Genomic DNA, 26,417 nt, shown 5'->3' with positions numbered 1-26,417 from the left:
ACCAAGCGGCGGGAGTCTATGGGCGCAGGAGGACCTTGATGGCGCGGCGTTCGTCCATGGCCTGGTAGCCCTCGGCGGCCTGCTCCAGCGGTAGTTCGAGGTCGAAGACCTTGCCGGGGTCGATCCGGCGGTCCAAGATCAGGTCGACGAACTCGGGCAGATACTGACGGACCGGGGCCGGCCCGCCGTGCAGGTGCACATGGGAGAAGAACAGCTCCTCTCCGGGCAGCGCGACGTCGTGGGCCACGCCCACGTAGCCGACGTAGCCGCCGGGCCGGGTGGAGCGGATGGCCTGCATCATCGACTCCTGGGTGCCGACGGCCTCGACGACCGAGTGGGCGCCGAGGCCGCCGGTGAGTTCCTTGATCACCGCCACGCCCTCGTCGCCGCGTTCGGTGACGATGTCCGTCGCGCCGAAGTCACGGGCGAGCCGCTGCCGGGACTCGTGGCGGCTCATCGCGATGATCCGCTCCGCGCCCAGCTGTTTGGCGGCCAGCACCGCGAGCAGGCCGACCGCGCCGTCGCCGACGACCACGACCGTCTTGCCGGGAGCGGCCTGCGCGGCGATCGCGCCGAACCAGCCGGTGCCCAGCACGTCGGACGCGGCCAGGAAGCTGGGGATGAGATCCGGTGAGGGGACGTCCGGGGTGGCGACGAGCGTGCCGTCGGCGAGCGGTACGCGCAGCAGCTCCGCCTGAGCGCCGAGCGGGCCCATCAGCTCCCGGTGAACGCAGGAGCTCTGGTAGCCGGCCCGGCAGATCTCGCAGGTGTTGTCGGAGGCGAAGAAGGACCCGATCACGAACTGGCCCGGCCGGATCGTCGTGACCTGGCTGCCGACCTCCTCGACGATGCCGACGTACTCGTGACCCATCGGGGACGGTTCCTGGACGGCGTCGATCCCGCGATACGGCCACAGGTCCGACCCGCAGACACAGGTCGCGGGCAGGCGGATGATCGCGTCGGTGGGGGCGAGGATCTTCGGGTCCTCGCGCTCTTCCACCCGGACGTCACGGGGAGCGTGCAGTACGGCGCCACGCATGAGAGTTCTCCTTGCCGATGATGTGGAGACCAGTGTCGGCGCGGACCCGGCGGCCCAGGCCGGGCCGCGTGACCGTTTGACCGTCATCGGCAGAGAAGATGGCGATGTCGTTGCGGGGAGCCCGCAAGCCTTGGAAGGTTACGGCAGCGCCGGGATGGTGCGGTCGGAGATGAGGTCGCGGTACCAGTGCGCGCTGTCCTTCGGGGTACGCCGCAGCGTGGCGTAGTCGACGTGCACGATGCCGAACCGCTTGGAGTAGCCGTACCCCCACTCGAAGTTGTCCATGAGGGACCACACGAAGTACCCGCGCAGGTCGACGCCGCCCTGGAGCGCGCGGTGGGCGGCCACGAAGTGGCGCCGGAGGTAGTCGGTGCGCAGAGCGTCGTGCACGGCTCGCGTCCCGTCGGCCTCGACGGTGAGCTCGTCCGGGAAGGCCGCGCCGTTCTCCGTGATCATGAGGGCCTGCCCGGGGAATTCGGCGTGCAGGTGGAGCAGGAGCTCCTCCAGACCGCCCGGATCGATGTTCCAGCCCATGTCGGTGTACGGTCCGGCCTGCGCGACGAACTCCACCTGGTCGGCCCCCGGCCAGGGTGAGCCGCCCATGTCCTTGTGGCCGTCGTTGCTCTGCCGCGGGCTCACGCCGTCCCAGAGACGTACGGTCGTGGTCGAGTAGTAGTTGACGCCGAGCAGGTCGAGCGGCTGGTGGATGATCGCGAGGTCGCCTTCGTGGACGAACGACCAGTCGGTGACGCCGGCGGTGTCCTGGAGCAGGTCGGCCGGATACTCTCCGCGCAGCAGCGGGCCGGTGAAGGCGCGGTTGGCCAGGGCGTCGATGCGGCGCACGGCCTCCGCGCCGCCGTCGCCCTCGCCCCGCAGGACGTGGAAATTGAGGGTGATCGCGTATTGGGGCGCGTTGGTGACCACCTGCCGCAGCTCCTGGACGGCCAGGCCGTGCGCCAGGTTGAGGTGGTGCACGGCCGCGAGGGCCGCGGCGCCGTCGGTACGGCCGGGTGCGTGCGCGCCCGAGCCGTAGCCGAGATAGGCCGAGCACCAGGGCTCATTGAGGGTCGTCCACACGGCCACGCGGTCGCCCAGCGCCTCGCCGACGACGCGGGCGTAGTCGGCGAAGGCGTACGCCGTCCGGCGGTCGGTCCAGCCGCCCTCGTCCTCGAGCGCCTGGGGCAGGTCCCAGTGGTAGAGGGTGGCGACGGGGGTGATCCCGCGAGCGAGGAGGCCGTCGACGAGGCGGCCGTAGAAGTCCAGCCCCTTCGGGTTGGCCGGGCCGCGGCCGGTGGGCTGGATGCGCGGCCAGGCGATCGAGAAGCGGTAGGCCTCCAGCCCGAGCTCGCTCATGAGGTCGAGATCCTCTTCGAGGCGGTGGTAGTGGTCGTCGGCCACGTCTCCGGTGTCGCCGTTCCACACCTTGCCGGGCGTGCGGGAGAAGGTGTCCCAGATGGACGGCCCGCGCCCGTCCTCGGTCGCCGCGCCTTCGATCTGGTACGAGGCGGTGGCGGAGCCGAAGAGGAAGCCGGCGGGGAAGGTCAGGCCGGATTCGCGGTAGTCGTCGCGGTTGGGCGTCATGAAGAATCCTCGTTTCGTGGCGCCGTCAGGCGAGTTCGTAGGTCCAGCCGGAGGCGAGGGAAGAAGAGATGGAAACCTGGCCACCGGAGCGGGTGATGGTGAACACCTGGTCGGTGACCGTGAGGGTGGTCTCGCCGTCCGGTCCCGGGTACACGCGGAGGGTCAGGCCGTCGAGGTAGTCGTAGTCCGGCCGGTCGTCCCTGGCCCCGATGGGCAGGACGGCACCTTCGCGTACGTAGATCGGCATCGAGGTGAAGCCGTGCGACTCGGTGCGCCAGCGTCCGCCCTCGACGCGCTCGCCCGTCAGATGGTTCGTCCACGTGCCGTCCGGTAGGTAGACCTCGACCGTACCGTCCGGGCTGAAGACCGGCGCGACGAGCAGGTCGGGGCCCAGCATGTACTGGGTGTCGAGGTGGGCGACGTTGCGATCCTCGGGGAACTCCATCGCCATCGGCCGCATGACGGGCGTCCCGCTCTCGTGGGCCTGGAGGCCCACCTGGAACAGGTACGGCATCAGGCGGAGCTTGAGTTTCGTGAACAGCCGGGTCACCTCGACCGCCTCCTCGTCGAAGGCCCAGGGCACACGGTAGGAGGAGGAGCCGTGGAGCCGCGAGTGGGAGGACATCAGCCCGAAGGCTACCCAGCGCTTGAAGACGCCGGGATCCGGGGTGCCCTCGAAGCCGCCGATGTCGTGGCTCCAGAAGGAGAAGCCGGAGAACGCGAGCGACAGGCCGCCGCGCAGGGTCTCCGCCATGGACTCGTAGCTCGACCCCGCGTCGCCGCCCCAGTGGACCGGCAGCCGCTGGCCGCCCGCGGTCGCCGACCGCGCGAACAGCACCGCCTCGCCCCGGCCGCGCTGTTCCTCCAGCACCTCGAACACGGCCGTGTTGTAGAGGTGCGTGTAGAGATTGTGCATCCGTTCGGGCGTGGACCCGTCGAAATAGGCGACGTCGAGCGGGATGCGCTCCCCGAAGTCGGTTTTGAAAGCGTCGACTCCCTGGTTTTGAAGCGCGCGCAGCTTGGATTGGAACCACCGCGTCGCCTCGGGATTGGTGAAGTCGACCAGCCCCATGCCGGGCTGCCACAGGTCCCACTGCCAGACCGACCCGTCGGGACGCTTCAGCAGGAAGCCCCGCCCGGCGGCCTCGGCGAACAGTGGCGAGCGCTGGGCGATGTACGGGTTGATCCACACGCAGACGCGCAGGTCCTTCGCGCGCAGACGGGCGAGCATGCCCTCGGGGTCGGGGAAGACGCGTGGGTCCCACGCGAAGTCGCACCAGTTGAACTCGCGCATCCAGAAGCAGTCGAAGTGGAAGACCGACAGCGGCAGGTCGCGCTCGGCCATGCCGTCGATGAAGGACGTCACCGTCCGCTCGTCGTAGTCGGTGGTGAACGAGGTCGACAGCCACAGGCCGTAGGACCACGCGGGCAGGCGGGCGGGGCGGCCGGTGAGCGCGGTGTAGCGTTCGAGGATCCGCTTGGGCGTCGGCCCGTAGATCACGAAATACTCGAGGCTCTCTCCCGCGACCGAGAACTGCGCACGCTGCACCGCCTCCGACCCGATCTCGTACGAGACATGCCCGGGATGGTTGACGAAGACGCCGTATCCGCGGTTGGTCAGGTAGAACGGCACGTTCTTGTACGCCTGCTCGGAGGAGGTCCCGCCGTCGGCGTTCCAGATCTCCACGGTCTGGCCGTTCTTGACCAGCGGCCCGAAGCGCTCGCCCAGCCCGTACACCACCTCGCCCACGCCGAGCGAGAGCTGCTGGGCGAGGTGGACGGAGGAGCGGGCGGCGCCGACCGGCGCCGAATCGACGTGCGCGTCCTCGGCGAGCCGGAAGTAGCCGATGGACTTGTGGCCGCTGGCGGTCAGCGGGCGTCCGTCACCGTGGAAGGACAGGTTCCACGGGGCTCCGGGCGCGATGGTCGCGCTCAGCGCGCCGCTGGTGAGCGTCGCCCCGTTCGTGTCGTCCGCCTTGACGACGCCGTGGCCGTCCTCGGCGCCGGGCAGGTCGAAGCCGCGTTCCTCACCGCCTCCCACGTGGTGGTCGACGCGTACGCGGATCACGTCCGGTAGCGGTGACGACAGGGTCAGCGAGAGCACCGGCCGGTTGAGCGTGTCGCCCCGGCGGTGGATGACGGTGGTGGGCGCGGTCACGGTGACCGTCCCGTCCTCCGCCCAGATGTCGTGGGCCTCGGCGGCGTACAGCGCGGTGACGCCGGGACGCAACTGCCAGAGACCGTCGGTGAACTTCATCAGTGGATCATCCCTTCAATCCGCCGGCCAGCAGGTCGGCGCGCCAGAAGCGCTGCAGGACCAGGACCAGAATGATCAGCGGGATGACGGACACGGCCGAGCCCATGATGACCAGCGAGTAGAGGTCGCCGTCGCCCGCGCCCTTTCCCATGAACGTGTACAGGCCGAGAGTGATGGGGTATTTGTCCTGGTCGGAGAGCATGATGAAGGGCAGCAGGAAGTTGTTCCAGATGCCGACGAACTGCAGCAGGAACACCGTCACCAGCCCCTGCGTCATCATGGGCAGCACGATGCCGCCGAAGATGCGGAACTCACCGGCGCCGTCCAGACGGGCCGCCTCCAGGGTGCTCTGCGGGACCGCGGCGTTGGCGAAGACCCGGCACAGGAAGATGCCGAACGGGTTGATGATCACGGGCAGGAGTACGGACCAGTAGGTCCCGGCCAGGCCGACGGCCGCCATGAGGAGATACTGCGGGACGGCCAGCACGATGCCGGGCACCAGCACGCCGGCGAGGATCACCGAGAACAGGACCTGGCTGCCGCGGAAGCGGAACTTGGCCAGGGCATAGCCGGCCATGGCCGACACCAGCGTGGACAGGACCGCGCCGAGCCCGGCGTACAGCAGGGAGTTCAGCCCCCACTGCCAGAACTGGCCGCCCCCGTACGCGCTCAGGTTGGCAAGGTTGTCGAAGAAGCCGCTGCCGGGCGCGAAGGAGAAGGTGGTGAACAACTCGCGCGAGGTCTTCGAGGCGGCGGCGACCACCCAGACCACGGGGGCCAGACAGTAGAGCGCGCCGAGCAGCAGCACGATCAGCGCCAGCCGCGGCCGTCGCGCCGCACCCGCGCGGCGCCGGCGGAACTGGCGATCACCGGTGCGGCTCTGGAGGGCGGCGGTCATGCGTTGTCCCCGAAGGTACGGCGCTGGAAGAAACGCAGCAGCAACATGGACAGGACCAGGATGCCCAGGGCCAGGACGACGGAGGCGGCGGCGGCCCCGCCGAGATTGTCGTTCATGAACGCCTCTTGATAGATCTTCATCAGCGGCACCCAGGTGAAGCTGATGGTGGTCGACATCGGCCGCAGCGTGGCCGGCTCGCTGTACAGCTGCAGGGTGCCGATCACGGAGAACAGGCCGGTGAGCACGAGCGCGGGCGCCACCAAGGGGATCTTGATGCGCCAGGCGATCTGCAGCTCGCTGGCCCCGTCGATGCGGGCCGCCTCGTAGACGGAGGTGGGGATGGCGCGCAGCGAGGTGAAGATGATGATCATGTTGAAGCCGACGCCGGACCACAGCGCGATGTTGGCCAGCGAGAAGTACAGGGTGGGAAAGCTGAAGAAGTCCAGCGGCCCGGCGTGCAACTGCTTGGCGAGGTAGTTGAGCGGGCTGGTGCTGGGCAGGTAGAGGAAGCCCCACAGGAGGCTGGCGATGACGCCGGGCACCGCGTACGGCAGGAAGATCGCGGTACGCGTGAAGCCGCGCGCCCGCACCCTGGGGGTGTCCAGCAGCAGCGCGAACAGCAGCGCCAGGCCCAGCACGCTGGGAATGGAGATGAGGCCGTAGAGCAGCACCCGGCCGAGCCCGGCGACGTATTCGGGATCGGTGAGCGCGGCGAGATAGTTGTCGAAGCCGACGAAAGTCTGCACCCGCCGCCCGAACGCGCCACCGCCGTCGATGCGGAAGCCGCGGAAGCTCAGGTAGATCGCGTAACCGATCGGGATGATCAGAAACAGGGTGAACAACACGATCGCGGGCGTGGCGAACAGCCACGGGGTGGCGGCGCCGCGGAAGCGGAGGCGCGAGCGCCGGCCAGCGGGGTTGGCGGGCATGAGACATCCAGGATGGGGTCGGACCGAGGGCCCCGACGGGCCCTCGGCGTCTTACTTGGTGACGGTGTAGCCGGACTTCTCCAGGTCGGCGACGACTGCCTGCTGCGTGGCCTTGTATACCTCGCGGAAGGAGCTCTTGTTGAGCGCGGCCTTGTTGAGCGCGTCTCCGAAGGCGGTCTGCGACACGTTCACGTTGGGTCCCCAGGTCACCGGGATGGTGGTGTTCTTGATCACCTGGTCGGCGACCTGGTAGAAGTCCTTCTGCTGCGGCATCAGCTTGGGCGGCTCGTGGCTCAGGGTCGCCTGGCGGCCGGCGTTGCCGCCGGGGTAGATGTCGAGGGAGAGCTGCAGCTTGGAGCCCTCGTCGGAGGCGCCGAGCCAGGCGGCGAAGGCCGCGGCCTCCTTGGCGTGCTTCGACTTGGCCGGCACCAGGAAGGCGGAGCCGCCCAGGAACGGGACGGCGGGGTCGCCGCCCGTCCACTGCGGCAGCGGCGCCGACTCCCACTTGCCGGCGGTGTCGGGCGCCACCGAGTGGATCACGTTGGGGGCCCAGGCGGCGGCGGCCCAGCTCAGCAGCTTGCCGTCGTTGACCTGAGCGTTCCATTCCGGCGTGAGCAGCGGCTCGACCTTGACCAGGTCCCGCTTCACGAGGTCCTCCCAGAAGTCGGCGGTCTTCAGCGACGGCTCGCTGTCGATGCCGACCTTCCAGGCCTTGCCGTCGTTGCTCCACCATTGGGCGCCGGCCTGGGCGGCCTGCGCGGCGAAGAACTCCAGCTGGGCGGCGGAGAAGCTGGCGATGTAGGCCTCGGGGTTCTTCTTGTGGATCTGCTCGGCCGCCTTGGCGTACTCGGCCCAGGTGGTGGGGACCTTGGCACCGTACTTGTCGAACAGGTCCTTGCGGTAGGTGAACATCATCGGCCCGATGTCCTGGGGCACGCCGTAGACCTGGTTGTTGAAGGTGGTCAGGGCCCAGATGTTGGGCTCGATGCCGGACTTGAGGGCGGCCACGTCGGCGGTGACGTCCTTGACGACTCCGGCCACCACCAGGGCGGGCAGGCCGCGGTACTCCACCTGCGCCACGTCAGGGGTGTCGCCGGCCTGGTCGGCGGCCAGCAACTTGGAGGCGGTGTCGGCGGTTCCGCCGACCTCCGAAAGCTTGATGGTGACGTTCGGGTTCTCCTGGTGGTACTTGTCGATGATCGCCTTGGCCCGCGGATCGTCGCCCTTGAGGTTCCAGGTCCAGACCTGGAGCGTGACCGGACCCTTGGCGGCCTCGGTGCCCGAGGTGCCCGAGGAGGGCGTGTCGGCGGACGAGCAGGCGGCCACGCTCGCCGTCAGGGCGACCGCGAGCGCGGCGGCCATCGTCCAGCGACGGCGCGGTCGGGGGGTCGGTGGGGTCATCACGGTCTCCTCGGGCGGGTGGTGCACCACGGCGGAATGCCGGGTCGTGCGTTGGGAACTAACCTGATGTTAACGTTGTCATCCTGTCAAGCCCCCTGCTCGTAACAGAGCCGACACAGCTTCGGAGTCCACCCCCGTGCCCACCTTCCGCAACCCGGTTCTGCCCGGCTGCTATCCGGACCCGTCGATCTGCCGGGCCGGTGAGGACTTCTACCTGGTCACCTCATCATTCGCCTACTTCCCGGGCATCCCCCTGTTTCACAGCCGGGACCTGGTGAACTGGCGGCAGCTCACGCACGTCCTCGACCGGCCGAGCCCGCTGTCGCTGGAGGGCCTGGACGTCTCCGACGGGATCTGGGCGCCGACCATCCGCCACCACGACGGCACGTTCTACGTGGTCTCCACCCTGGCCAGAAACCGGCAGGGCAGCGTCACCTTCGTCGTCACCGCCGAGGACCCGGCCGGGCCGTGGTCGGATCCGATGCCGCTGGAGGCCGAGGGCATCGATCCGTCGCTGTTCTTCGACGACGACGGCCGGTGCTGGTTCACCGCCTGCCGGGACGCCCGCCAGCCGACCGGCGGCGGCCCCGGCGAGCTGTGGATGCGCGAACTCGACCTCGACCGGCTCAAGCTCGTCGGCCCGACCCACGTGCTGTGGCACGGCGCGGTACGCGGGGCGTGGGTGGAGGCGCCCCATCTGTACAAGCGTGACGGCGTGTACTACCTGATCGCCGCCGAAGGCGGGACCGAGAGCAACCACAGCGTCACCGCGGCCCGATCGAGTGCCATCACCGGCCCGTACGTCACCGATCCGCGCAGCCCGCTGCTGACCCACCGGCACCGCGGCTCGGCCGAGCCCGTCCAGAACGTCGGCCACGTCGACCTGGTGGACACCCCCGACGGCGAGGCCTGGGCCGTGGCGCTCGGGGTCCGGCCGATCGAGGGGACGCACACGCTGGGCCGCGAGGTGTTCCTGGTGCCCGTCGCCTGGGGCACTCATGGGCCGGTCTTCGCCCCGGAGTCGGGCGGGGTGCGGCTGTCGGAACGGCTGCCGTCGATCGCCACCGCCGCAGGGCCGGGAGATGGTCCCTCTGCGGGGGCGGGATCTGCGGGGCTGGGCGCTGGCGCCTCCGCGGGGTCGACCGACGGCGCTTCCGCGGGGCTGACCGACAGCGCCTCCGCGGGGCTGGGCGGGGGCGCCTCTGCGGGGTCGGGCGATGGCGTTTTTGGCGGGCTGGGCGAGGGGGCCGCCGTGGTGGCGGGCCGGGTGCGGTTCGATGCGCCGTCGCCGGGCCTGGAGTGGAACAGCCTCCGGGGACCCGTCGATGACCGCGTCAGACCCTCGGCCGACGGGGGCGGTCTCGGCCTCGTCCTCGCCGCCGAGTCGCTCGCCTCCACCGGCGTGCCCACCTTCCTGGGTCGGCGCCAGCAGCATGTCCGGTTCGACGCGCGGACGCACATCAGCTTCTCCGCGGCGCATCCGACGGAAGAGGCCGGACTCGCCGTCTTCCAGAACCAGGACCACCACGCCACCCTCGCCCTCACCGTGGACGGGGGCGGGCGGGCTCAGGTGGTGCTGACTGTACGCCAGGCCGGTACGAGCACCCGCCTGGCGTCCCTACCGGTCGCGACGGGCGAGGTGGTGCTGGCGGTCGAGGGAGACGAGGCCCGCTACGCCTTTCGCCTCAAGGAGCCTGACACCGGCCGGTGGATCAGCCTGGGCGAAGTCGAGCGGTCCTGCTTGAGCACCGAGCGGGCGGGCGGGTTCGTCGGGGTCTACCTCGGCCTGTACGCGACCAGCAACGGCCGCTCCACCGACGGACGGGCGTACGCACGCTGGTTCGACTACCAACCCCACGCCGAGCAGACCAGCGGGCTCACGGCGGGCTGATCAGCGCGGCGGCCGGGGCGGTGGCGGGCTAGCGAGCGCGGCCCTGGCGCGGCGGCGGGCTAGTTGGCGCGGCGCTAGCGCGACTGCCGAGGCGGCGCCGTGCTGCGCCGGACCACCAGTTCGGGGGCGATCCGCTCGGAGGAGGCCGGTTCGCCCTTCATCATGCGCAGCACCTGCTGGATGGACCGCTCGCCGAGGCCGACGAAGTCCTGGCGGACCGTGGTGAGCGCGGGCACCAGGTAGGCCGCGCCGGCGATGTCGTCGAACCCGACGAGCGAGATGTCGTCGGGCACCTTGACGCCGAGTTCGGCGAAGGCGGCCAGCACCCCCATGGCCACCTGGTCGTTGCCGGCGAAGATCGCCGTCGGCAGCTCGCCCGTACGGCGGGTGACGAGGTAGTGGGCCAGCCGGTAGCCGCTGTTGCCGGTGAAGTCGCCCTCGAGCAGCTCGCCGTGGGCGTCCGGCGTCTCGGCCAGCGCGGTCCGCCAGCCCTCGACGCGTGCGCGGGCGTCGAAGGTGCGCAGCGCGCCGGTCAGATGAACGATGCGGCGATGCCCGAGCTCCAGCAGGTGCCGCACGGCGAGCCGCGCGCCGAGCTCCTGGTCGAGCTCGACGAAGCCGACATCCGGGTTGGGCACGTTGCCGGACATGATTACCGACATGGGCACGCCGGTGACGATGTCGGCCAGGGCGTCCATCACCATGGGCCGGTCGGCGATGACCGCGATGGCCTCCACCGCCTGGTCGGTGAGCCGCTGCAGGGTCTCGGTCAGGTCCTTGGTGGTGCCGCCCTGCCAGGCGGCCAGGTTGAGCCAGTATCCGGCCCGCTGCGCCGCGGCCTGTACGCCGCGCAGGACGCGGGGCAGCTCGTACAGCTCGGCCCCGGCGAGGACCACGCCGATCGTCGAGGACCGGCGGCTCTTCAGCGCGCGGGCCACGCTGTTACGGCGATAGCCGAGCTTCTCGATGGCGGCCTCGACCCGGGCCCGGGTCTCCGGCCGGACCGAAGGGTGATCGTTCAGGACGCGGGACACGGTGACGTGCGACACGCCGGCTTCGCGTGCCACATCCACCATGCCTGGTGCCCGGTTCATGTACCCCACTCCGACAGCTTCCACCACGACGTCCTGGCCTGCCCGGTGTCAGGTCGATCGTGTCACACCCGCCGCGTACCCCGGCCGGGCGAACGCGCACGCGAAGATCGATGGTGTCACACCCGCCGCGCGCGGCTACAGCGTGCTGAGGCTCTCCGGTGGCTACGACGCCGACCACAGCGTGCCGATGATCTGCTGGAGGATCTCCGGGGTCGCCCCGGCCGGCTGCGCGTAGACGCTCAGCTGGTTCAGCAGATGGCGGTACGGCCGGACGTCGGCGTCCCTGGTGAGGTATTGGGCGTCGGCGGTCTGTTCCAGATGGACCACGTCAGGCAGGTCCGCCTCGGCGAAGCGCAGGACGGTGAAGGGGTCAACTCCCTTGCCGTGCACGAAGGGCAGCACCTGGAGGGTGACGTGCGGCAGCTTGACCATCTCGTGGAGATGCTCCATCTGGGCGCGCATCGTCGCGCTGTCGCCGACCTGACGGCGCAGCACCGACTCATCCATGACCACCCATAACGTACGGGGCGTGGGTGGCAGCAGAAGTCGCTGGCGGTGCATCCGCAGGGCGACCCGGCGTTCGATCAGCTCGGCGTCGCCGCCTTCGTGGCTCTGCGCGATGACGGCTCGGGCATAGTCCTTGGTCTGGAGCAGGGCCGGGACGTGCTGGTCCTCGTAGGTGCGGATGACCGTGGCGTCCTGTTCCAGCCCGAGAAACGCCTCGAACTCGTCGGGGATCACGTCTCGGTAGTCCTGCCACCGGCCAGGAGCATTGGCCTGGACGGCCAGGGCCAGCACGATCTGGCGTTCGTCCTCGTCGACGCCGTACAGGCTGAGCAGGTCGGCCACATCGCCGAGCGGGAGACCGATCCGTCCGCCTTCCAAGCTGGTGATCCTGGACGCTGAGCAGCCGATGGCGGACCCCGCCTCACCGCGGGTGATTCCGTGGGACTCGCGCAACCGACGCAGGCGTACGCCGACCAGCATCCGCAAGGCCGTCGGCCCGGAACGTTGCCACGTGTCGCCTGAGATTTCCGTCGAGTCGCCACTGCCTCGAGGAGTCGGCATTTATGCTCCCAATTCGGCAAATCGCCACGCCGCGATCGTCACCATCTTGTCACATGAGACAGCTGAGACACCATATTTCCTGTCGGTCCCATCCGGCTGTTCCTTCTTCACCGTGCACTTGTTCGGTTCCATCATCGCTGAGGGTGACCGATCTCGCCCGGACTTGGGGAACTACCCCGCCACTTCATGCGGAAATATCCAACTTTATCGTCCTTCGCGGTATAGCGCGGGTAAAGCGCGGCCACTAGGTTTCAGTAGCCACGGAGGCGACATTAGAGGAGGGTTTCGTGACGGACGAATCGCCTGTAGGGGGATCGCCGATTCACCGGCATATCGACACATCTGTCCCGCACGCTGCGCGGATGTGGAACTATTGGCTCGGCGGCAAGGACCACTATCCGGTCGACCGCCAGGCCGGTGATGAGTTCAGCAGAGACTTCCCGGAAATCGTGAGGATCGCTCAACTGTCTCGGCATCTGCTGGCCCGCATCGTCCGCTATCTGGTCCGGGAGCAGGGGATACGCCAGTTTCTCGATATCGGCACCGGGCTGCCCACTGTGGACAACACCCACGAACTCGCCCAGCAGGCCGACCCGACCAGCCGAGTGGTTTATGTGGACAACGATCCGCTCGTCCTGGTGCACGCCCAGGCCCTGCTCGTGGGCACCCGCGAAGGCGCCACCGACTACATCGAAGCGGACTTACGCGACCCGGACGCGATCTTGGCCGGTGCCTCCAAGACCCTGGACTTCAGCCGGCCGGTAGCGCTCATGCTGATGGGCATCATGGGCTATGTACGTGACGACGAGGGACCGACAGAGGTCGTGACGAGACTGATGGAGCGCCTGGCCCCCGGCAGCTACCTGGCGTTGTGGGACGGCGTCAACCTCGTCACCGGCCAGGCGTTGGACCAGGCCCAGGAGAACTACAACGAGGGCGGCGGCGTGCCCTACAACCTGCGCGACGAAGAGCAGATCACCGCCTTCTTCGACGGCATGGACCTCGTGGCGCCCGGCGTGGTGTCGTTGCCGCAATGGCGTCCCGATCCCGACCCGTTCCAGGACTCCACGGAGCGGGTGGACGCGTTGTGCGGGGTGGCGCGCAAGCGATAGGTCGCCGATGACGCCCGCACGAGACCCTCGCCCAAGCCCGCCGATGACGCCTGCGCGAGCCTCTGGTCAAGCCCGCCTATGACGCCCGCACAAGCCCCTCGTCGGCCGAACATCAACCTCGCGGTCCTTCGGAATCCCGCCTTCCGGCTGCTCGCCTCGGCGCAGCTCGGCTTCGTGCTGGGCGAGCAGGTTCTGGCTATCGCCGTCACCGTCTCCGTGCTCAATGCCGGGGGTGACGCGTCCGCGGTCGGTTCCGTGCTCGCCGCCAAGGGCATCGCGTCATTGTGCCTGCTCCTGGTGGGCGGAGTCTGGTCCGACCGCCTTCCCCGGCGGCGGATCTTGATGATCATGCTCGCCGTGGACGCCGTCGCGGCGGTCGTCCCGGTCTTCGTCCTCGGACAGCGTCCGTCCGCCTGGTTACTGGCCGCCGTTCTCTTCGCCGTCGGCGCGGCGGAGTCGTTCATCCGGCCCGCCTTCAACGCGATGCTGGCGGGCACGCTGACGGAAGACCAGCGCGTGTCCGGCCGGGCCCTCGTCAACATCTGTACGCGCCTGGGCGTCATCGCCGGACCCGTGGTCGGCACCCAACTGGCGAGCGGCGGCGAACTGCTCCCGTTCGTGCTGGCCGGGGTCGTCTTCGCGGGCGGCGCGGCCGTGTTCCGCCGGGTGCCGGAACCACCGTGGACTCCCGTGCGACGCCGGTCGCTGCTGGGTGAGGCGCTGCTGGGGTTCGCCGAGGCGGGGCGCCGGCCGTGGTTGTCGGCCCTGCTGCTGTTCTCGCCTGTCAGCCTGATGTTCGTGATCGCCCCGAGCCAGGTGCTTCTGCCGCTGATGAGCCGGGAGACGTTCGGCTCTTATGCGGCATACGGTACGGCGCTCGCGTTCTACGGCGCCGGCGGTCTGATCAGCAGCGTCACGATGATGGTCTGGCAGCCGCGGCGGCCGGGCGTCGTGGCCATGTGGTCGATGTCCCTGTACGCGCTGGTCCCGCTGGCGCTCCTCTTCGCCCCCTCTGTCTGGGTGCTCTTCTGCTGCTACCTCGTGGCGGGCTTCGGCGTCGAGACGTATGCCCTCACCTGGGACGTCGCGATGTACCGGGAGGTGCCCGACCATCTGATCGGGCGGATCACCTCGCTGGCCTGGCTCAGCACGTTCGGCCTCATGCCCTTCGGTCAGGCGCTGACCGGGCCGCTGACGAACCTCATGGGCGACCACGCCGTCCTCTTGTGCGCCGCTGGGTTGGTGCTGGTGATACCGCCCTGCCTGCTCCTCGTCCGGGGGATGGCCGAGATGCGCGGCACCCGTACGCCGACGAAGGACGGATGAGCGCTCAGAGGGTCTCCGCCGCGGGGTCGGTCCGGTACGCGCACCAGAGCGTGATGTCATAGCCGATGCCCAGCACGGCGCCGACGATGAGGGGCGCGCCCAGCGCCACCAGGGTGCCCGTTAGCAGGGCCGTGGCGGCGAGCGGGCTGACGGACACGGCGATGCTCCGCGCCAGGCTGGCCATGCTGGCCGCGGTCGTCCGGTAGGCAGGGGGTACGACGGCGGCGGTGAAGGCCTGCCTGGCCGGTACGTCGATCTTGGAGAGCGTCTGGCGGAGCAGCAGCAGCGCGACCGCGCCACCCAGGGTCGGGGCGAACGGGATGCCGGCCAGCAGCAGGTTGGCGGCCAGGTGGGGGAGCAGCATGGCGGCCAGCAGCCCGCGCCGGGCGGCCAGCAGGGGCGCGGTGAGCTGGGCGAGGGCCGGGAGCAGATTGGCGGCGAAGCACACCAGGCCGAGCTGGGCGGTGGTGGCCCCGTAGCGGTGGGCGAACCACCAGGCCAGGACGGCCTGGACGGCCATCCCGCCGGAGAAGGCGTCGAGGGCGAACAGCGCGGCCAGGCGCCGGACCGGTCCGGGCACCCGTACCCGGGGTCCGGTCTGGCACCTCTCAATAGACGCGGCCTCGGCGTCCGGTGTGAGGTGCCAGAACAGCAGTACGGTGCCCGCCGCGAGCAGCGCGTACACCGCGAAGGCGGCGTCGGCGGCCGACACCCACGGCTGGAACGACAGCGCGGCGGCGGCCAGCCCGCCCAGGGCGCCGGCCGCCATGGCGGTGACGTTGTAGCAGGTGAAGACGAGGGTGTGCCGGACCGGGGCGCAGGTCTGGGCGAGGATGGACTGCTCCACCCCGGAGAACGGGGTGTTGTCGTTGGTGGACGGCGAGATCGTGCCGATGAAGGCGGCGGCGAGCAGGACGGGATACGACTCACTGACCGCGAACGCCAGGCCGGCGACGGCCATCAGGCAGCCGCAGGCGATCAGCGTGCGCCGGCGTCCCCAGCGGTCGGCGAACAGGCCGAGCACCAGGCTGGCGAGCACCGAGCCGGCGGCGGCCACGGTCAGGAGCAGGCCGGTCTGCCAGGGTTCGGCGCCGTCCTGGGCGAGCAGTTCGGCCAGGAGCACGCTCGTGCATCCGTACCCGAAGGTCCGCAGCGCTCGGGCGGCCATGACGAGCCGCCCGTTGCGCCCTACTTCGACTAGAAAAGGGGTCCTGACCTGCTTATTCGTCATGCGGCATCATCGCGCGGGCGGCTGTGCGGACGCGCGGCAACGCCTATAGATCTTCCTGCGTCGTGGGAAGTCAGCGGAACACGCCGGTGTGGCCGAGGGAGTGGCGTCCGGGTTGGGGATAGACGCACAGGCCGTGCGGGCCTCGGCCGACCTTGATCTTGTGGAGCAGCTTTCCGGTCCTGGTGGACAGGACGTAGACGACGCCGTCGTACCTTCCGGACAGCCAGAGCTGCTTGCCGTCCGCCGACACCCCGCCCATGTCGGGCGAGCCGCCGCCTGGGATCCGCCACCGTTCGACCACCTTCCGAGTGGCGAACGAGACGACGGAGACCGTCCCCTCGCCCCTGTTGGAGACGTAGAGCCGCCGCGAGTTCCTGCTGACGTACAGGCCGTGCGCCCCCGCGCCGGTGCGCAGGAAGCCCACCCGCCGGAACGTGGTGGCGTTGATGATCCACACGCCGCCCGCCATCATGTCGGCGACGTAGAAGAGCCGGCCGTCGGAGGAGAGCTTGACGTCCTGCGGCATGTTCCCCGACCCCACACCGATCACCTTCTTCACGCGGGGGCGTTTCCAGTCGATGGCCACGATCTGGCCGGAGAACTCGCAACTGGCCAGGAAGACCGATCCGTCGGCGGTGAAGTCTCCGTGGTTGATGCCCCGGCAGGGCATGTCGAGGGAACGGATCAGGCGCATCGTGTGCGGGTCGCGGAAGTCGAGGCGGTTGTTGCGTTCGGCCATGACCAGCGCGTACGAGCCGTCGGGGGTGAAGTACAGGTTGTACGGATCGTCCACGGGCACCGGCTTGCCGGGGCGGCCCGTGACCGGGTTGATGGGGACGAGCCGGTTGCCCTCGTTCTCGTTGATCCACAGTGTCTTCAGGTCCCAGGAGGGCACGACGTGCTGCGGCAGGGCGCCGACCCGGAAGCGGCGCACGACCCGGTAGGTCCGCGGATCGATGACGTCCACCGTGTCCGACTCGCTGTTGGGGACGTACACGCGAGGGGGTATCTTCGCCACCCGTGGGCTCAGCATCCCTGGCCGGTCGTGGGCGTAGACGTCGGTCACGCGTGCGGCTACCGGCGCGTGCCGGCGCGGTCGCGGCTTCGGCGGTGGCGCGGCGGCGTGGTCCGCAACCAGGGGAGCGGGGGGCGAACCGCAGGAAGCGGCGGCGACGGCGACCGCTCCCAGCATGATCGTCAGCCTCGGCAGTCGCATGCGCCACAGCTTAGGAAGGCGTTCGGCAGCGCCTGTCGACGTCTGGGTCAGGGTTGTGTCAGGAAAACACGGTGAGCGTCACCTGCTTGGGGGGATAGTCGGAACATGCTCGAAGTAGCGCTCGAAGAGGCAAGGAAGGGATTGGCCGAGGGCGGGGTACCGGTGGGGGCGGCGCTGTTCGCGGCGGACGGCACGCTGCTCGGCCGGGGCCGCAACCGCAGGGTCCAGGACGGCGACCCGTCGGTGCACGGCGAGACCGCCGCGTTCCGCGACGCCGGGCGGCAGCCCACCTACCGGGGCACGACCATGGTGACCACGCTGTCGCCCTGCTGGTACTGCAGCGGCCTGATCCGCCAGTTCGGCATCCCGCGGCTCGTCGTGGGGGAGTGCCGGACCTTCATGGGCCAGCACGAATGGCTCGCCCGGCACGGCGTGGAGGTGGTGGTGCTCGACTCCCAGGAATGCGTCGACCTCATGAGCGCCTTCATCGCCGCCAACCCCGAGCTGTGGAATGAGGACATCGGGAAATGAGCCGCGTCCCCGGCCGCCGAGCCTGGCAGGCTGGCGGCCATGGGATTCGGGGTTCGTCAGTTCGAGCTGACCTTGATGCATCGGATGCGTGATCTCAACGCCGAACGGGTGGAGGACGCGCTCATGGACATGGGCGCGTCCCGGGCCGAGCTTCGCGCCGCGCACACGCAATGGACGAAGATGGCCCACTCCGTCCGTAGCCGGAAGGGCCTGGGCGCGTTGCGGACGATGCTCGGTCCGCCGTCGTACGAGGGCACGACCCCGGTCGGGAGCCTGACCTGCCGGGTGGCTCGGTGGACGCTGCCGTCCTGGCCGGACCTGGAGTTCGAGGCGCTGATCGGGCCCGACGGCGCGATATGGAACCAGTGGTTCGTCCGTCCCCACGGCGACAAGGCGCTGGCCTTCGTGGACCTGGTCCCGTGGGGGTGCGTCGTCGGCGACGTCGTGACGAGTTTCCCGGGGGCCGCGCAGGGCGAGGGCTCGGCGCCGCAGCATTGGGTGGTCGACTTCGCCCACGAGGGCACGGACTACCGGGCTCGGTTCGTGTACGGCCTGTTCCAGCGGCTCGACCGGGCCTGACCGGGGCACGGCAACTCGGGCATCAGGCCCAGACCAGGGGAGGTTTGATTCATGGAGACCGGCAGTCTCAGCGTGCCCGGCGCGGACATCTACTACGAGGTGCGCGGATCCGGGCCGTACCTCCTGCTCATCAACGGCGGTGACGGCGACGCGGCGCTGTTCGGGCCGCTGGCCGACGCGCTCGCTGGCCGCTACCGGGTCATCACCTACGACCCGCGCGGCAACTCGCGCAGCCGCCTGACCGGGCAGCCGAGCGAGCAGCGAATCGGCGAGCACGCCGACGACGCCTGCCGGTTGCTCAGTGCGCTCGGCGCCGAGCCCGCGTACGTGTTCGGCACCAGCTACGGCGGCATGGTCGGCATGGACCTGCTCACCCGCCATCCCGCGCGGGTCCGGGCCGTGGTGGCGCACGAGCCGTTCGTCATCGAGCTGCTGCCCGACGCCGATCGGTGGCACGCCCGGTTCCAGGAGGTGTACGAGACCTACCAGCGCGACGGCGTGGACCCGGCGATGCGGATGTTCGGCTCGGACGTCGGCGTGGACCCGCCACCGGCGACGTCCGCGGCGCTGCCCGCGCCGCTACGGGAGATGCTGGATCGGGTCCACGCCAACCTGGAGACGGTCCTGGCGTATGAGTTGCGGTCCTTCGTCCGTTTCAGACCGGACCTGGACGTGCTGCGTGACGCGCCGTTGGCCGTGGCGTTCGGCGCCGAATCGGGCCAGACGCTGCTACGCCGCACCACCGATGCTCTCGCGGAAGCCCTCGGCAGGCGGATCGTGGAGTTCCCCGGCGGTCACGTCGGCTTCCTGACCAACCCGGGCGAGTTCGCCAAGGCCCTGGGTGACGAGCTGCGGTCGGCGGACCGATGACGACCTGCCGCAGGTGGAAGCGTAAGAACCTCTTCGGCTACGCCCACAGATACCCGTGCTCGACCGCTTTCTCCGGATCCGGGCGTTCGGCGATCCTGGACCCGTGGACGGCGACCGCCGAGAGGCATGGGCGATGATGTCCACACATGCTAGGACGAGCGAGCAGGGAAGGAGGTGGCCGTGAGCGAAACCGGACGCCGGCTGCCCGCGCGGGCCTCAGCGGTCGTCATCGGGGGTGGCGCCATGGGCGTCAGCTCGGCCTACGCGCTGGCCGCGGCCGGAGTCACCGACGTGGTCCTCATCGACAAGGGGTCGCTGGGCTCGGGTTCGACCTCGAAGGCCGCCGGGGGAGTGCGGGCGCAGTTCTCCGACCGGGTCAACGTCCAGCTCGCCGTACGCAGCCTGGAGACCTTCGACACCTTCGCCGCCCGCTTCGGGCAGGAGATCGACCTGCACAAGGTGGGCTACCTGTTCCTGCTCGACTCGCCCGAGTCCGTGGCGGAGTTCGAGAAGAACGTCGCGATCCAGAACGACCTCGGCGTGCCCAGCAGGATGATCTCGGTGCGCGAGGCCGCGGAGCTGTCGCCGCTGATCGACACCGACGGCCTGCTCGCCGCCGCCTACTCGCCCACCGACGGCCACTGCACGCCCGAGTCCGTGGTGCTCGGCTACGCGGGCGCGGCCCGCCGGCTCGGCGCGCGGCTGCTGCCCAACTGCGCCGCGACCGGCATCGAGACGGTGGACGGCCGCATCGTCGCCGTCCAGACCGAGGGCGGCCGCATCGAGACCGACACCGTGATCTGCGCGGCCGGCGCCTGGTCACGTCCCATAGGCGACTGGGTGGGCGTCGACCTGCCGGTGAGCCCGCTGCGCAGGCAGATCCTGATCACCGAGCCGATCCCCGGCCTGCCGCCCACGACGTTCACCATCGACTTCGGCACCACGTTCTACTTCCACCGCGAAGGTCCCGGCCTGCTGCTGGGCATGTCCGATCCGGACGAGACGCCGGGGTTCAAGTTCGACCGGTCCGACGCCTGGCTGCCGAGGCTTGGCGAGGCCATGGCCCGCCGTGCCCCGGCCCTGCTGGAGACCGGCATCGCCACCGGATGGGCCGGCCTGTACGAGGTGACGCCGGACCACAACGCGCTCATCGGGACCGCCCCGGACGTCGACAGGTTCATCTACGCCACCGGTTTCTCCGGCCACGGCTTCCTGATGAGCCCGGCCGTCGGCGAGGTGGTCCGCGACCTCTATCTGGACCGGACGCCGTTCGTCGACGTCAGCGGCTTCGACGCGAGTCGCTTCGCTCTGGCCGGGGCCAGACCGGAGCTCAACATCGTCTGAACACCGTACGGGCGGGCGGCGGACGTCGGGCTCTGTGACCGGGCCCCTAAGCTGGCCACATGGGTATGGTCGGGACGGTCGGCCTGGTCTTGCATCCACGGCGCGACTCCAAAGAGGCGATCGACACCATCCTGAGCTGGGCCGCCGCCAGAGGCGTCACCGTCATGGGGCTCCCGGAGGAGGTCGGCCGCATCGACTGCAGCGCCGTGCCGGTCGACATCGACCTGCTGATCGAGCGGGCCGACCTGCTGGTGAGCCTCGGCGGTGACGGGACGATGCTGCGCACCATGCGGCTCATCGCCGGGCGGAAGACGCCGGTGCTGGGGGTGAACCTGGGGCGGCTGGGGTTCCTGGCCGAGATCGACATCGCGGAGTTGCCCGCCACGCTGTCGGCCATCGACGGGCACCGCTACACGATCGAGCCGCGCATGGCCGTGCGGACCAAGCTCGACGGGGCCGAGGAGCTGATCGCGTTCAACGACATCGCCCTGGTGCGCATCCCGGGCGACGGCATGGCCGCCGTCTCCGTCATGCCGGGTGACGATCCGTTCGTGCGCTACGCGGCCGATGCCGTGATCGTGGCCACGACCACCGGGTCCACCGCCTACAGCTTCGCCGCGGGCGGGCCGATCGTGTCGCCTCGGGTGGCGGCGCTGCTGGTCGTGCCCGCCGCCGCCCACTCGTCGTTCAACCGGGCGCTGGTCCTGCCCGCCGACGAGGAGGTGACGCTGGAGCTGCTGCCCACGAGCGGGCGGCTGGCGGTGGAGGTGGACGGGGCGGTGCTGGGGCATCTGTGCCCTGGTGACCGGGTCACGGTGGCCGCCATGCCGGACGCGGCCCACGTGGTGCGGATGGGGACGACCTTCTACGAGCGGGCCCGGCGCAAGCTTCGGGTGGACGGCAGCGCCGAGGTGGAGTGAGTACGGTGCCTTCCGCGGGGTAGGCGCCGGAGTATGGCGAGGCTGGTGGGCACGTCTGGGTGGCAGTACAAAGACTGGCGCGGCATCTTCTATCCGCAGGAGGTCCCGCAGCGTCTCTGGCTGGAGACGTACGCCGAGACGTTCCCCACTGTGGAGAGCAACAACGCCTTCTATCGCCTGCCCTCACCCGAGTCCTTCGCCGGCTGGCGGGACCGCACACCCGACGGGTTCGTGATGGCCGTCAAGGCCAGCAGGTTCCTCACCCATATCAAGCGGCTGGCCGATCCGGAGGAGCCGGTGGAGCGGCTGATGAACGCCGCCTCGGCGCTCAAGGACAAGCTCGGCCCGATCCTCCTGCAGCTCCCGCCGACCCTGAAGGCCGATCCGGACCGGCTCGCCCGCTGCCTGGACTGCTTCCCGAAGCACGTGCGCGTCGCGGTCGAGCCCAGGCACCCGTCGTGGTGGACGGACGAGGTCCGCGAGATCCTGGCGGCCCGCGACGCCGCCCTGTGCTGGGCCGACCGGCTGGGCAGGCCGGTGAGCCCGTTGTGGCGCGCGGCAGGCTGGGGCTACCTGCGGCTGCACGAAGGGCGGGCCAACCCCTGGCCGTCGTACGGGGACACGGCGCTGAAGACCTGGGCAGGGCGGGTCAAGAAGGCCGGTTGGTGTGACGCCTACATCTATTTCAACAACGATCCGGGGGGAGCGGCCGTGCGGAACGCAATCCGCTTTGCCAGACTCGTCTAGTGCATACCCGCCTTTATCGAAACGGTGTTCTGGAGAAGGAGGGCTTCCCGGTCGCGGAGGTCTCCGACTATGTGGCCGACGAGGCCAATACCGTCTGGTTTGATCTGTGCGCGCCGACGCCGGAGGACCTCGCCGTGGTCGGCGAGGAGCTCGGCCTGCACGAGCTCGCCGTCGAGGACGTGTTGTCCGACCACCAGCGCCCCAAGGTGGACATCTACCAGAATCACCTGTTCATCACCGTCTACGGGGTGCACTTCGACGACGGGCGGCTCCATCCGGTCGAGGTCAACGTCTTCGTGACGAAGAACGCGCTGGTCACCATCCGCGAGAGCGACCAATTCGACATCGGCGAGGTGGTCAAGCGCTGGGACGCCGCCAAGCGGCTGGCCGACCACGGGGTGGCGTTCCTGCTGCACGGCCTGCTCGACTACGTGGTCGACGGGCAGTTCGACCTCGTCCAGGAGTTCGACTCCAGGGTGGAGAACCTGGAGGAGCTGCTGTTCGAGGAGGCGCCGATCGACGGCAGGCAGCTGCAGCGGACCATGTACGACCTGCGCAAGAACATGGCCGCCTTCCGCAAGATCATCATGCCGATGCGCGAGGTCGTCGGCACCCTGCTCCGCCGCGACCAGGAGGTGGTCGCCGACCTGGTCATGGCGCCCTACTACGAGGATGTCTACGACCACGTGGTGCGCGCGACGGAGTGGACCGAGTCGCTGCGCGATCTGCTGGCCAACATGCGTGAGACGCGCCTGGCCCAGCAGGGTTTCCGGCTGAACGAGATCATGAAGCGGGTGACCAGCTGGGCGGCGATCATCGCGGTGCCGACCGCGATCACCGGCTTCTACGGCATGAACGTGCCCTACCCGGGTTCGAGTCAGCCCTGGGGCGTCTGGGTGGCGTCGGCGCTGGTGGCCGTGGCCTCCGTGGCGCTGTACGCGATCTTCAAGAAGAAGGACTGGCTGTAGGCGCGGGGGCAGGGGCCGCCCCGGTCGTCGAGCGCGAGTCGCACCGTCAGCCGTACCTGCGCGGCTCCCGAGGCGGGGTAAAGGGGCAGGCAGCGCCCGCCCGCGATCAGCGTCCGGCGCCCGATCGGGGTGGCGATCAGCGGCAGCTCGTCGTAGATCGCGGGGACGGCCAGGCGGAGCGTCCAGAGGCCCGCCGCGTGGCCGCGTTGGCCGTCCAGCGCGTAGTAGTCGAGCACGCCGCCGCTGGTCGAGACCACGGCCCGCATGGTGAAACGGCGCCCTTGGACGGTGAACACCTCCGCCGACGGGGCGTGGTAGATCGAATGGATGTAGCCGATCGCGAACACCCCGGACGGCGGCAGGAGCAGCCCGTCCACGGCCGGGCGCCCCGCGCCGGAGGCACCGGCCGCCAGCAAGGTCACCAGCGCGAGGGCGAGGCGGATCAGCCCTTCTCCTTGTAGTAGCGGGCCGCGCCCGGGTGCAGCGTGACCGGCTCCACCTGCTGGCCGATCTTGACATCGAGCTTGGCCGCCTCAGGGTGGACGGCCGCGAGCTGCGCCTTCTTCTCGAACAGCGTCTTGGTGATGTCGTACGCGAGCTGTTCGTCCATCTTGTCGGGCACGAGCAGGACATTGGCCACCCCGACCGTCTTGACGGTGCCCGGCAGCTTGTAGAGGGACATGTCGATGTCGAGCCTGATGTACTCCTTGCCGTACTTGGCCTGCATCGGCGCGAGCAGGTCGGTGGCGTCGAGCAGCTTGATGTCCGGCTTGCTGGTGGCCAGGTCCACGATGCCGCCCGTAGGCAGCCCGCCGACCCAGACGAAGGCGTCGATCGTGCCGTCCTTGACGGCCTGGACCGACTCGTTGATGGACAGCTGCTGCTTGGAGATGTCGGAGTCGGGGTTCAGGCCGGCCGCCTCCAGCAGGCGCCTGGCCAGCACCTGGGTGCCGGAGTTGGGCGGGCCGATCGAGACCCGCTTGCCCTTCAGGTCGGCGATCTTGCTCGCGGCGAGGCCGGGGGCGATGACGACGTGGGCGTAGTTGTCGTAGATGCGGGCGATGGCCTTGATCGGCTGCATGGCGGTGAAGGACCCGGTCCCGGTGACGGCGTCGGCGGCCGTGTCGCTCTGCGAGAAGGCGATGTCGGCCTTGCCGGTGGCCAGCAGCTTGATGTTCTCGACGGAGGCGGAGGTGACGGACGCGGTGGCCTGGGTGTTGGCGATGTTGTCGGTCAGCTGCTTGGCCAGGCCCCCGCCGTACACGTAGTAGACGCCGGTCGTGCCGCCCGTCGCGATCGACAGCCGGTGGCCCGACCCGCTCACGTCGCCGCAGGCCGCCGCCCCGGCGGCCAGTGCCATGGCGGCGAGCACCGCAAGGATCCGCTTCACGCTGGGACTCTCCTTCTCCTGATGAGGTGCACGGCCGCCGCGACGGCCAGGACGGCCAGGCCCGCGACGATGGGGACGGGTTCGAGGAACAGCAGCAACACGGCCGCCACGGTGGCCAGCAGCCGCTCGGGCCACCCGGTCACCCCACCGGTCGCCATGGCCAGGGCCGCCACCGCGACGGCCGAGACCGCGCTCATCAGCAGCACCGTGCCGATCGGTCCCTGCCCGAGCAGTGCCTGACCGTTCGGCGTGAGCACGAACGCGAACGGCACCAGGAACGCGGGCAGCGTGTAGCGCCAGGTCATCATCATCGTCTTGTAGGTGTTGCCGCCGGTGATCGCCGCCGCCGCGACGGCCGACAGCGCGGTCGGCGGGCTCACCTCGGACAGCACCGCGTAGTAGAAGACGAACATGTACGCCTCGGCGGACGTGACGCCGAGCGTGGTGAGCGCCGGCGCGATGATCACCGCCGCGATGATGAAGCTCGCGGTCACCGGTACGGCCAGGCCCAGCAGCATGACCGCGACCCCGGACATGAACGTCGTCAGGATGAGGTTGCCCGCGGCGACGTCCACGATGATCGCGCTGAGGTTCAGCCCGAGCCCGGTCTGGGTGATGACGCCGACAATGATGCCCGCCGCCGCGCACACCGCCGTCACGGGCAGCACCTCCAGCGTGCCCTTGGCCAGCGCCTGCGCGGTCCGCTTCGGCCCCATCCGGTGCTCGGGGTCGAGGAACGACAGCGCGAACGCGATGGCGGTGGCGATCACGACCGACTGGAACGCCGACCGGTCCAGCGCCATCAGCACGATGATGAGGATCAGCGAGCTGAAGTGGTAGCCGAAGCGCAGCAGCAGCCGGCCCGCCTTCGGCGCGTCCACCGCGACGGCGTGGGTGCCGAAGCGGCGCGAGTCGATCTCGATGGCCAGGAAGAGGCCCAGGTAGTACAGGATCGTGGGGATCGTCGCGTAGATGAGCACCTCGAGGTAGCCGACCTTGAGATACTCGGCGATGATGAACGCCGCCGCGCCGAGCGTGGGCGGGGAGAGGATCGCCCCGATGCCGCCTGAGGCGAGGATGCCGCCCGCCGCCTCCTTGGGGTAGCCGGCCCGCCGGAGCACCGGCCAGGCGACGCTGCCGAGGCTGACGGTGGTGGCCACGCCGGAGCCGGAGACTGTGCCGAGCAGGAAGCCGGCGGTGGTGACCGTACGGCCGGGGGCGGCGCGGGATTTGCGGAAGGCGGCGAAGCTCAGGTCGATGAAGAACTTGCTTGCGCCTGAATAATCCAGCACCGCGCCATAAATCGTGAAAAGGATGATGTAGCTGGCCGCGACCTGCATGGGGACGCCGAAGAAGCCCTCGGTGCCGGTGTAGAGCTGCGACACGATCTGCGCGAGGTCGAAACCGCGATGGCCAATCGTCCACCCAATCGGCAAATATGCCCCGAAGTAGGCATAAGCCAGGAAAATTAGGCAGATGATGGTGAGTGACCAGCCGACCGTGCGGCGGACCGCTTCCAGCAGGAGCACGGTCAGCACCAGGCCGGCCGCGATGTCGAGCCCGGTCAGCGCCGCGCCCGAGCCCCGGTCGCGGAAGGCGTCGATGTCGAGCAGCGGATAGACGAGCACCGCGAGCGCGGCCGCCGCCAGCAGCCAGTCACCCACCCCGGGCCGATCGACCACGTCACGGCGCGCCTCCTCGGACGGCTGCTCAGGCGGCGCCGCGCCGCGTACCCGCCGCAGCGCCGACGAGATCCCCGAGCGATAGCAGAGGAACACCAGCGGCAGCGCCACCGCCAGGAACGTCAGCCGATGCTCCAGCGCCTCGACCGGCCTGAACACCACCACCAGCGAGTACGCCGACAGCAGCCCGCCGACGATCCACACGCCGAGCCGCAGCGTCCCGGTCAACCGCCGGGCCGGACGCTCCTGCTCGTGGGCCGACACCAGCTCCGCGTCGCGGTCGCTCAGCTCGGTCAAGTGTCCTCCCTGACAGGGCGTTTGAACGGACTTTACGAGCCCTTTA

General features: G+C 69.7%; 23 protein-coding genes. 10 read left to right on the top strand and 13 right to left on the bottom strand.

The annotated features are described in order from the left end of the window. Positions 1–16 precede the first annotated feature (16 nt). The 6 genes from ACQP2T_RS37955 to ACQP2T_RS37930 all read right to left on the bottom strand — a co-directional run bounded on the left by ACQP2T_RS37955 (position 17) and on the right by ACQP2T_RS37930 (position 8,105). Positions 17–1,039 carry a zinc-dependent alcohol dehydrogenase family protein gene (locus ACQP2T_RS37955; protein ID WP_433509709.1) on the bottom strand — a complete coding sequence of 341 codons (1,023 nt, stop codon included), beginning with the start codon at positions 1,037–1,039 and terminating at the stop codon, positions 17–19. A 138-nt stretch (positions 1,040–1,177) separates the two neighbouring features. Next, positions 1,178–2,620 carry a GH1 family beta-glucosidase gene (locus ACQP2T_RS37950; RefSeq protein WP_433509708.1) on the bottom strand — a complete coding sequence of 481 codons (1,443 nt, stop codon included), beginning with the start codon at positions 2,618–2,620 and terminating at the stop codon, positions 1,178–1,180. Positions 2,621–2,645: 25 nt separating this feature from the next. Then, positions 2,646–4,877 (bottom strand): alpha-xylosidase, encoded by a 2,232-nt coding sequence (gene yicI / locus ACQP2T_RS37945; protein WP_433509707.1) that lies wholly within the window; start codon positions 4,875–4,877, stop codon positions 2,646–2,648. 7 nt (positions 4,878–4,884) lie between these two features. Then, entirely contained in the window at positions 4,885–5,775 is an 891-nt protein-coding gene (locus tag ACQP2T_RS37940; protein WP_433509706.1) for a carbohydrate ABC transporter permease, read from the bottom strand. Then, on the bottom strand, positions 5,772–6,704 hold the full coding sequence (locus ACQP2T_RS37935; protein ID WP_433509705.1) for a carbohydrate ABC transporter permease: 933 nt from the start codon (positions 6,702–6,704) through the stop codon (positions 5,772–5,774). Before ACQP2T_RS37935 ends, ACQP2T_RS37940 begins: the two co-directional genes overlap by 4 nt. 51 nt (positions 6,705–6,755) lie before the next feature. Further along, positions 6,756–8,105: an ABC transporter substrate-binding protein gene (locus ACQP2T_RS37930; RefSeq protein WP_433509704.1), complete on the bottom strand. Its 1,350-nt coding sequence runs from the start codon at positions 8,103–8,105 to the stop codon at positions 6,756–6,758. Between the two features lie 136 nt (positions 8,106–8,241). Here ACQP2T_RS37930 and ACQP2T_RS37925 point away from each other — a divergent pair, with 136 nt between their 5' ends. Then, entirely contained in the window at positions 8,242–9,996 is a 1,755-nt protein-coding gene (locus ACQP2T_RS37925) for a glycoside hydrolase family 43 protein (protein ID WP_433509703.1), read from the top strand. Between the two features lie 74 nt (positions 9,997–10,070). Here ACQP2T_RS37925 and ACQP2T_RS37920 read toward each other — a convergent pair whose 3' ends face one another. Together ACQP2T_RS37920 and ACQP2T_RS37915 are read right to left on the bottom strand one after the other, a co-directional pair. Further along, on the bottom strand, positions 10,071–11,090 hold the full coding sequence (locus ACQP2T_RS37920; RefSeq protein WP_433509702.1) for a LacI family DNA-binding transcriptional regulator: 1,020 nt from the start codon (positions 11,088–11,090) through the stop codon (positions 10,071–10,073). 162 nt (positions 11,091–11,252) lie between these two features. Next, positions 11,253–12,158, bottom strand: coding sequence for a helix-turn-helix domain-containing protein (locus ACQP2T_RS37915; protein ID WP_433509701.1), 906 nt, complete (start codon positions 12,156–12,158; stop codon positions 11,253–11,255). 362 nt (positions 12,159–12,520) lie between these two features. On the opposite strand from ACQP2T_RS37915, the gene ACQP2T_RS37910 reads away from it, so the two are divergent. Further along, positions 12,521–13,270: an SAM-dependent methyltransferase gene (locus tag ACQP2T_RS37910; RefSeq protein ID WP_433509700.1), complete on the top strand. Its 750-nt coding sequence runs from the start codon at positions 12,521–12,523 to the stop codon at positions 13,268–13,270. Between the two features lie 78 nt (positions 13,271–13,348). Then, complete coding sequence (locus tag ACQP2T_RS37905) at positions 13,349–14,596, top strand: MFS transporter (RefSeq protein ID WP_433509699.1); 1,248 nt, start codon at positions 13,349–13,351, stop codon at positions 14,594–14,596. A gap of 4 nt (positions 14,597–14,600) precedes the next feature. On the opposite strand, the gene ACQP2T_RS37900 is transcribed toward ACQP2T_RS37905, so the two are convergent. Together ACQP2T_RS37900 and ACQP2T_RS37895 are read right to left on the bottom strand one after the other, a co-directional pair. Beyond that, on the bottom strand, positions 14,601–15,827 hold the full coding sequence (locus ACQP2T_RS37900) for an MFS transporter (RefSeq protein ID WP_433509698.1): 1,227 nt from the start codon (positions 15,825–15,827) through the stop codon (positions 14,601–14,603). Between the two features lie 70 nt (positions 15,828–15,897). Further along, a complete protein-coding gene (locus ACQP2T_RS37895) occupies positions 15,898–17,043 on the bottom strand; it encodes a hypothetical protein (protein WP_433509697.1) in 1,146 nt (381 codons plus the stop codon). Positions 17,044–17,148: 105 nt separating this feature from the next. On the opposite strand from ACQP2T_RS37895, the gene ACQP2T_RS37890 reads away from it, so the two are divergent. The 7 genes from ACQP2T_RS37890 (at position 17,149) to ACQP2T_RS37860 (ending at position 23,002) form a co-directional block, all read left to right on the top strand. Continuing rightward, a complete protein-coding gene (locus ACQP2T_RS37890) occupies positions 17,149–17,574 on the top strand; it encodes a nucleoside deaminase (protein ID WP_433509696.1) in 426 nt (141 codons plus the stop codon). 39 nt (positions 17,575–17,613) lie between these two features. Next, entirely contained in the window at positions 17,614–18,153 is a 540-nt protein-coding gene (locus ACQP2T_RS37885; RefSeq protein ID WP_433509695.1) for a hypothetical protein, read from the top strand. 51 nt (positions 18,154–18,204) lie between these two features. Beyond that, positions 18,205–19,023, top strand: a complete 819-nt coding sequence (locus ACQP2T_RS37880; protein WP_433509694.1) for an alpha/beta fold hydrolase — start codon at positions 18,205–18,207, stop codon at positions 19,021–19,023. A gap of 180 nt (positions 19,024–19,203) precedes the next feature. After that, a complete protein-coding gene (locus ACQP2T_RS37875) occupies positions 19,204–20,367 on the top strand; it encodes an NAD(P)/FAD-dependent oxidoreductase (RefSeq protein WP_433509693.1) in 1,164 nt (387 codons plus the stop codon). 59 nt (positions 20,368–20,426) lie between these two features. Further along, positions 20,427–21,287, top strand: a complete 861-nt coding sequence (locus ACQP2T_RS37870) for an NAD(+)/NADH kinase (protein WP_433509692.1) — start codon at positions 20,427–20,429, stop codon at positions 21,285–21,287. Between the two features lie 33 nt (positions 21,288–21,320). After that, positions 21,321–22,034 (top strand): DUF72 domain-containing protein, encoded by a 714-nt coding sequence (locus ACQP2T_RS37865; RefSeq protein ID WP_433509691.1) that lies wholly within the window; start codon positions 21,321–21,323, stop codon positions 22,032–22,034. Continuing rightward, a complete protein-coding gene (locus tag ACQP2T_RS37860; protein WP_433509690.1) occupies positions 22,034–23,002 on the top strand; it encodes a magnesium transporter CorA family protein in 969 nt (322 codons plus the stop codon). Before ACQP2T_RS37865 ends, ACQP2T_RS37860 begins: the two co-directional genes overlap by 1 nt. Here ACQP2T_RS37860 and ACQP2T_RS37855 read toward each other — a convergent pair. Genes ACQP2T_RS37855 through ACQP2T_RS37845 form a run of 3 tightly spaced genes read right to left on the bottom strand, consistent with a single transcriptional unit; the run spans position 22,912 to position 26,371 of the window. After that, complete coding sequence (locus ACQP2T_RS37855) at positions 22,912–23,424, bottom strand: DUF1850 domain-containing protein (RefSeq protein WP_433509689.1); 513 nt, start codon at positions 23,422–23,424, stop codon at positions 22,912–22,914. The two genes, ACQP2T_RS37860 and ACQP2T_RS37855, sit on opposite strands and share 91 nt — an antisense overlap. Positions 23,425–23,444: 20 nt before the next feature. Continuing rightward, positions 23,445–24,392, bottom strand: a complete 948-nt coding sequence (locus ACQP2T_RS37850) for a TAXI family TRAP transporter solute-binding subunit (RefSeq protein ID WP_433509688.1) — start codon at positions 24,390–24,392, stop codon at positions 23,445–23,447. Further along, entirely contained in the window at positions 24,389–26,371 is a 1,983-nt protein-coding gene (locus ACQP2T_RS37845; RefSeq protein ID WP_433509687.1) for a TRAP transporter permease, read from the bottom strand. The genes ACQP2T_RS37850 and ACQP2T_RS37845 overlap by 4 nt, the downstream gene beginning before the upstream one ends. Positions 26,372–26,417 lie beyond the last annotated feature (46 nt).

It is taken from the genome of Nonomuraea sp. CA-143628, from assembly GCF_050942315.1.
In the GTDB taxonomy this organism is placed as follows: domain Bacteria; phylum Actinomycetota; class Actinomycetes; order Streptosporangiales; family Streptosporangiaceae; genus Nonomuraea.
The sequence above is the reverse complement of the archived record's forward strand: the minus strand, read 5'-3'. Positions and strand labels throughout refer to the sequence as shown.

What these genes read in the sequence shown, in the direction of transcription:
- ACQP2T_RS37955 (WP_433509709.1), bottom strand. Translation starts at nt 1,039, where the DNA reads ATGCGTGGCGCCGTACTGCACGCTCCCCGTGACGTCCGGGTGGAAGAG.
- ACQP2T_RS37950 (WP_433509708.1), bottom strand. Translation starts at nt 2,620, where the DNA reads ATGACGCCCAACCGCGACGACTACCGCGAATCCGGCCTGACCTTCCCC.
- yicI (WP_433509707.1), bottom strand. Translation starts at nt 4,877, where the DNA reads ATGAAGTTCACCGACGGTCTCTGGCAGTTGCGTCCCGGCGTCACCGCG.
- ACQP2T_RS37940 (WP_433509706.1), bottom strand. Translation starts at nt 5,775, where the DNA reads ATGACCGCCGCCCTCCAGAGCCGCACCGGTGATCGCCAGTTCCGCCGG.
- ACQP2T_RS37935 (WP_433509705.1), bottom strand. Translation starts at nt 6,704, where the DNA reads ATGCCCGCCAACCCCGCTGGCCGGCGCTCGCGCCTCCGCTTCCGCGGC.
- ACQP2T_RS37930 (WP_433509704.1), bottom strand. Translation starts at nt 8,105, where the DNA reads ATGACCCCACCGACCCCCCGACCGCGCCGTCGCTGGACGATGGCCGCC.
- ACQP2T_RS37920 (WP_433509702.1), bottom strand. Translation starts at nt 11,090, where the DNA reads ATGAACCGGGCACCAGGCATGGTGGATGTGGCACGCGAAGCCGGCGTG.
- ACQP2T_RS37915 (WP_433509701.1), bottom strand. Translation starts at nt 12,158, where the DNA reads ATGCCGACTCCTCGAGGCAGTGGCGACTCGACGGAAATCTCAGGCGAC.
- ACQP2T_RS37910 (WP_433509700.1), top strand. Translation starts at nt 12,521, where the DNA reads ATGTGGAACTATTGGCTCGGCGGCAAGGACCACTATCCGGTCGACCGC.
- ACQP2T_RS37905 (WP_433509699.1), top strand. Translation starts at nt 13,349, where the DNA reads ATGACGCCCGCACAAGCCCCTCGTCGGCCGAACATCAACCTCGCGGTC.
- ACQP2T_RS37900 (WP_433509698.1), bottom strand. Translation starts at nt 15,827, where the DNA reads ATGACGAATAAGCAGGTCAGGACCCCTTTTCTAGTCGAAGTAGGGCGC.
- ACQP2T_RS37895 (WP_433509697.1), bottom strand. Translation starts at nt 17,043, where the DNA reads ATGCGACTGCCGAGGCTGACGATCATGCTGGGAGCGGTCGCCGTCGCC.
- ACQP2T_RS37890 (WP_433509696.1), top strand. Translation starts at nt 17,149, where the DNA reads ATGCTCGAAGTAGCGCTCGAAGAGGCAAGGAAGGGATTGGCCGAGGGC.
- ACQP2T_RS37885 (WP_433509695.1), top strand. Translation starts at nt 17,614, where the DNA reads ATGGGATTCGGGGTTCGTCAGTTCGAGCTGACCTTGATGCATCGGATG.
- ACQP2T_RS37880 (WP_433509694.1), top strand. Translation starts at nt 18,205, where the DNA reads ATGGAGACCGGCAGTCTCAGCGTGCCCGGCGCGGACATCTACTACGAG.
- ACQP2T_RS37870 (WP_433509692.1), top strand. Translation starts at nt 20,427, where the DNA reads ATGGGTATGGTCGGGACGGTCGGCCTGGTCTTGCATCCACGGCGCGAC.
- ACQP2T_RS37865 (WP_433509691.1), top strand. Translation starts at nt 21,321, where the DNA reads ATGGCGAGGCTGGTGGGCACGTCTGGGTGGCAGTACAAAGACTGGCGC.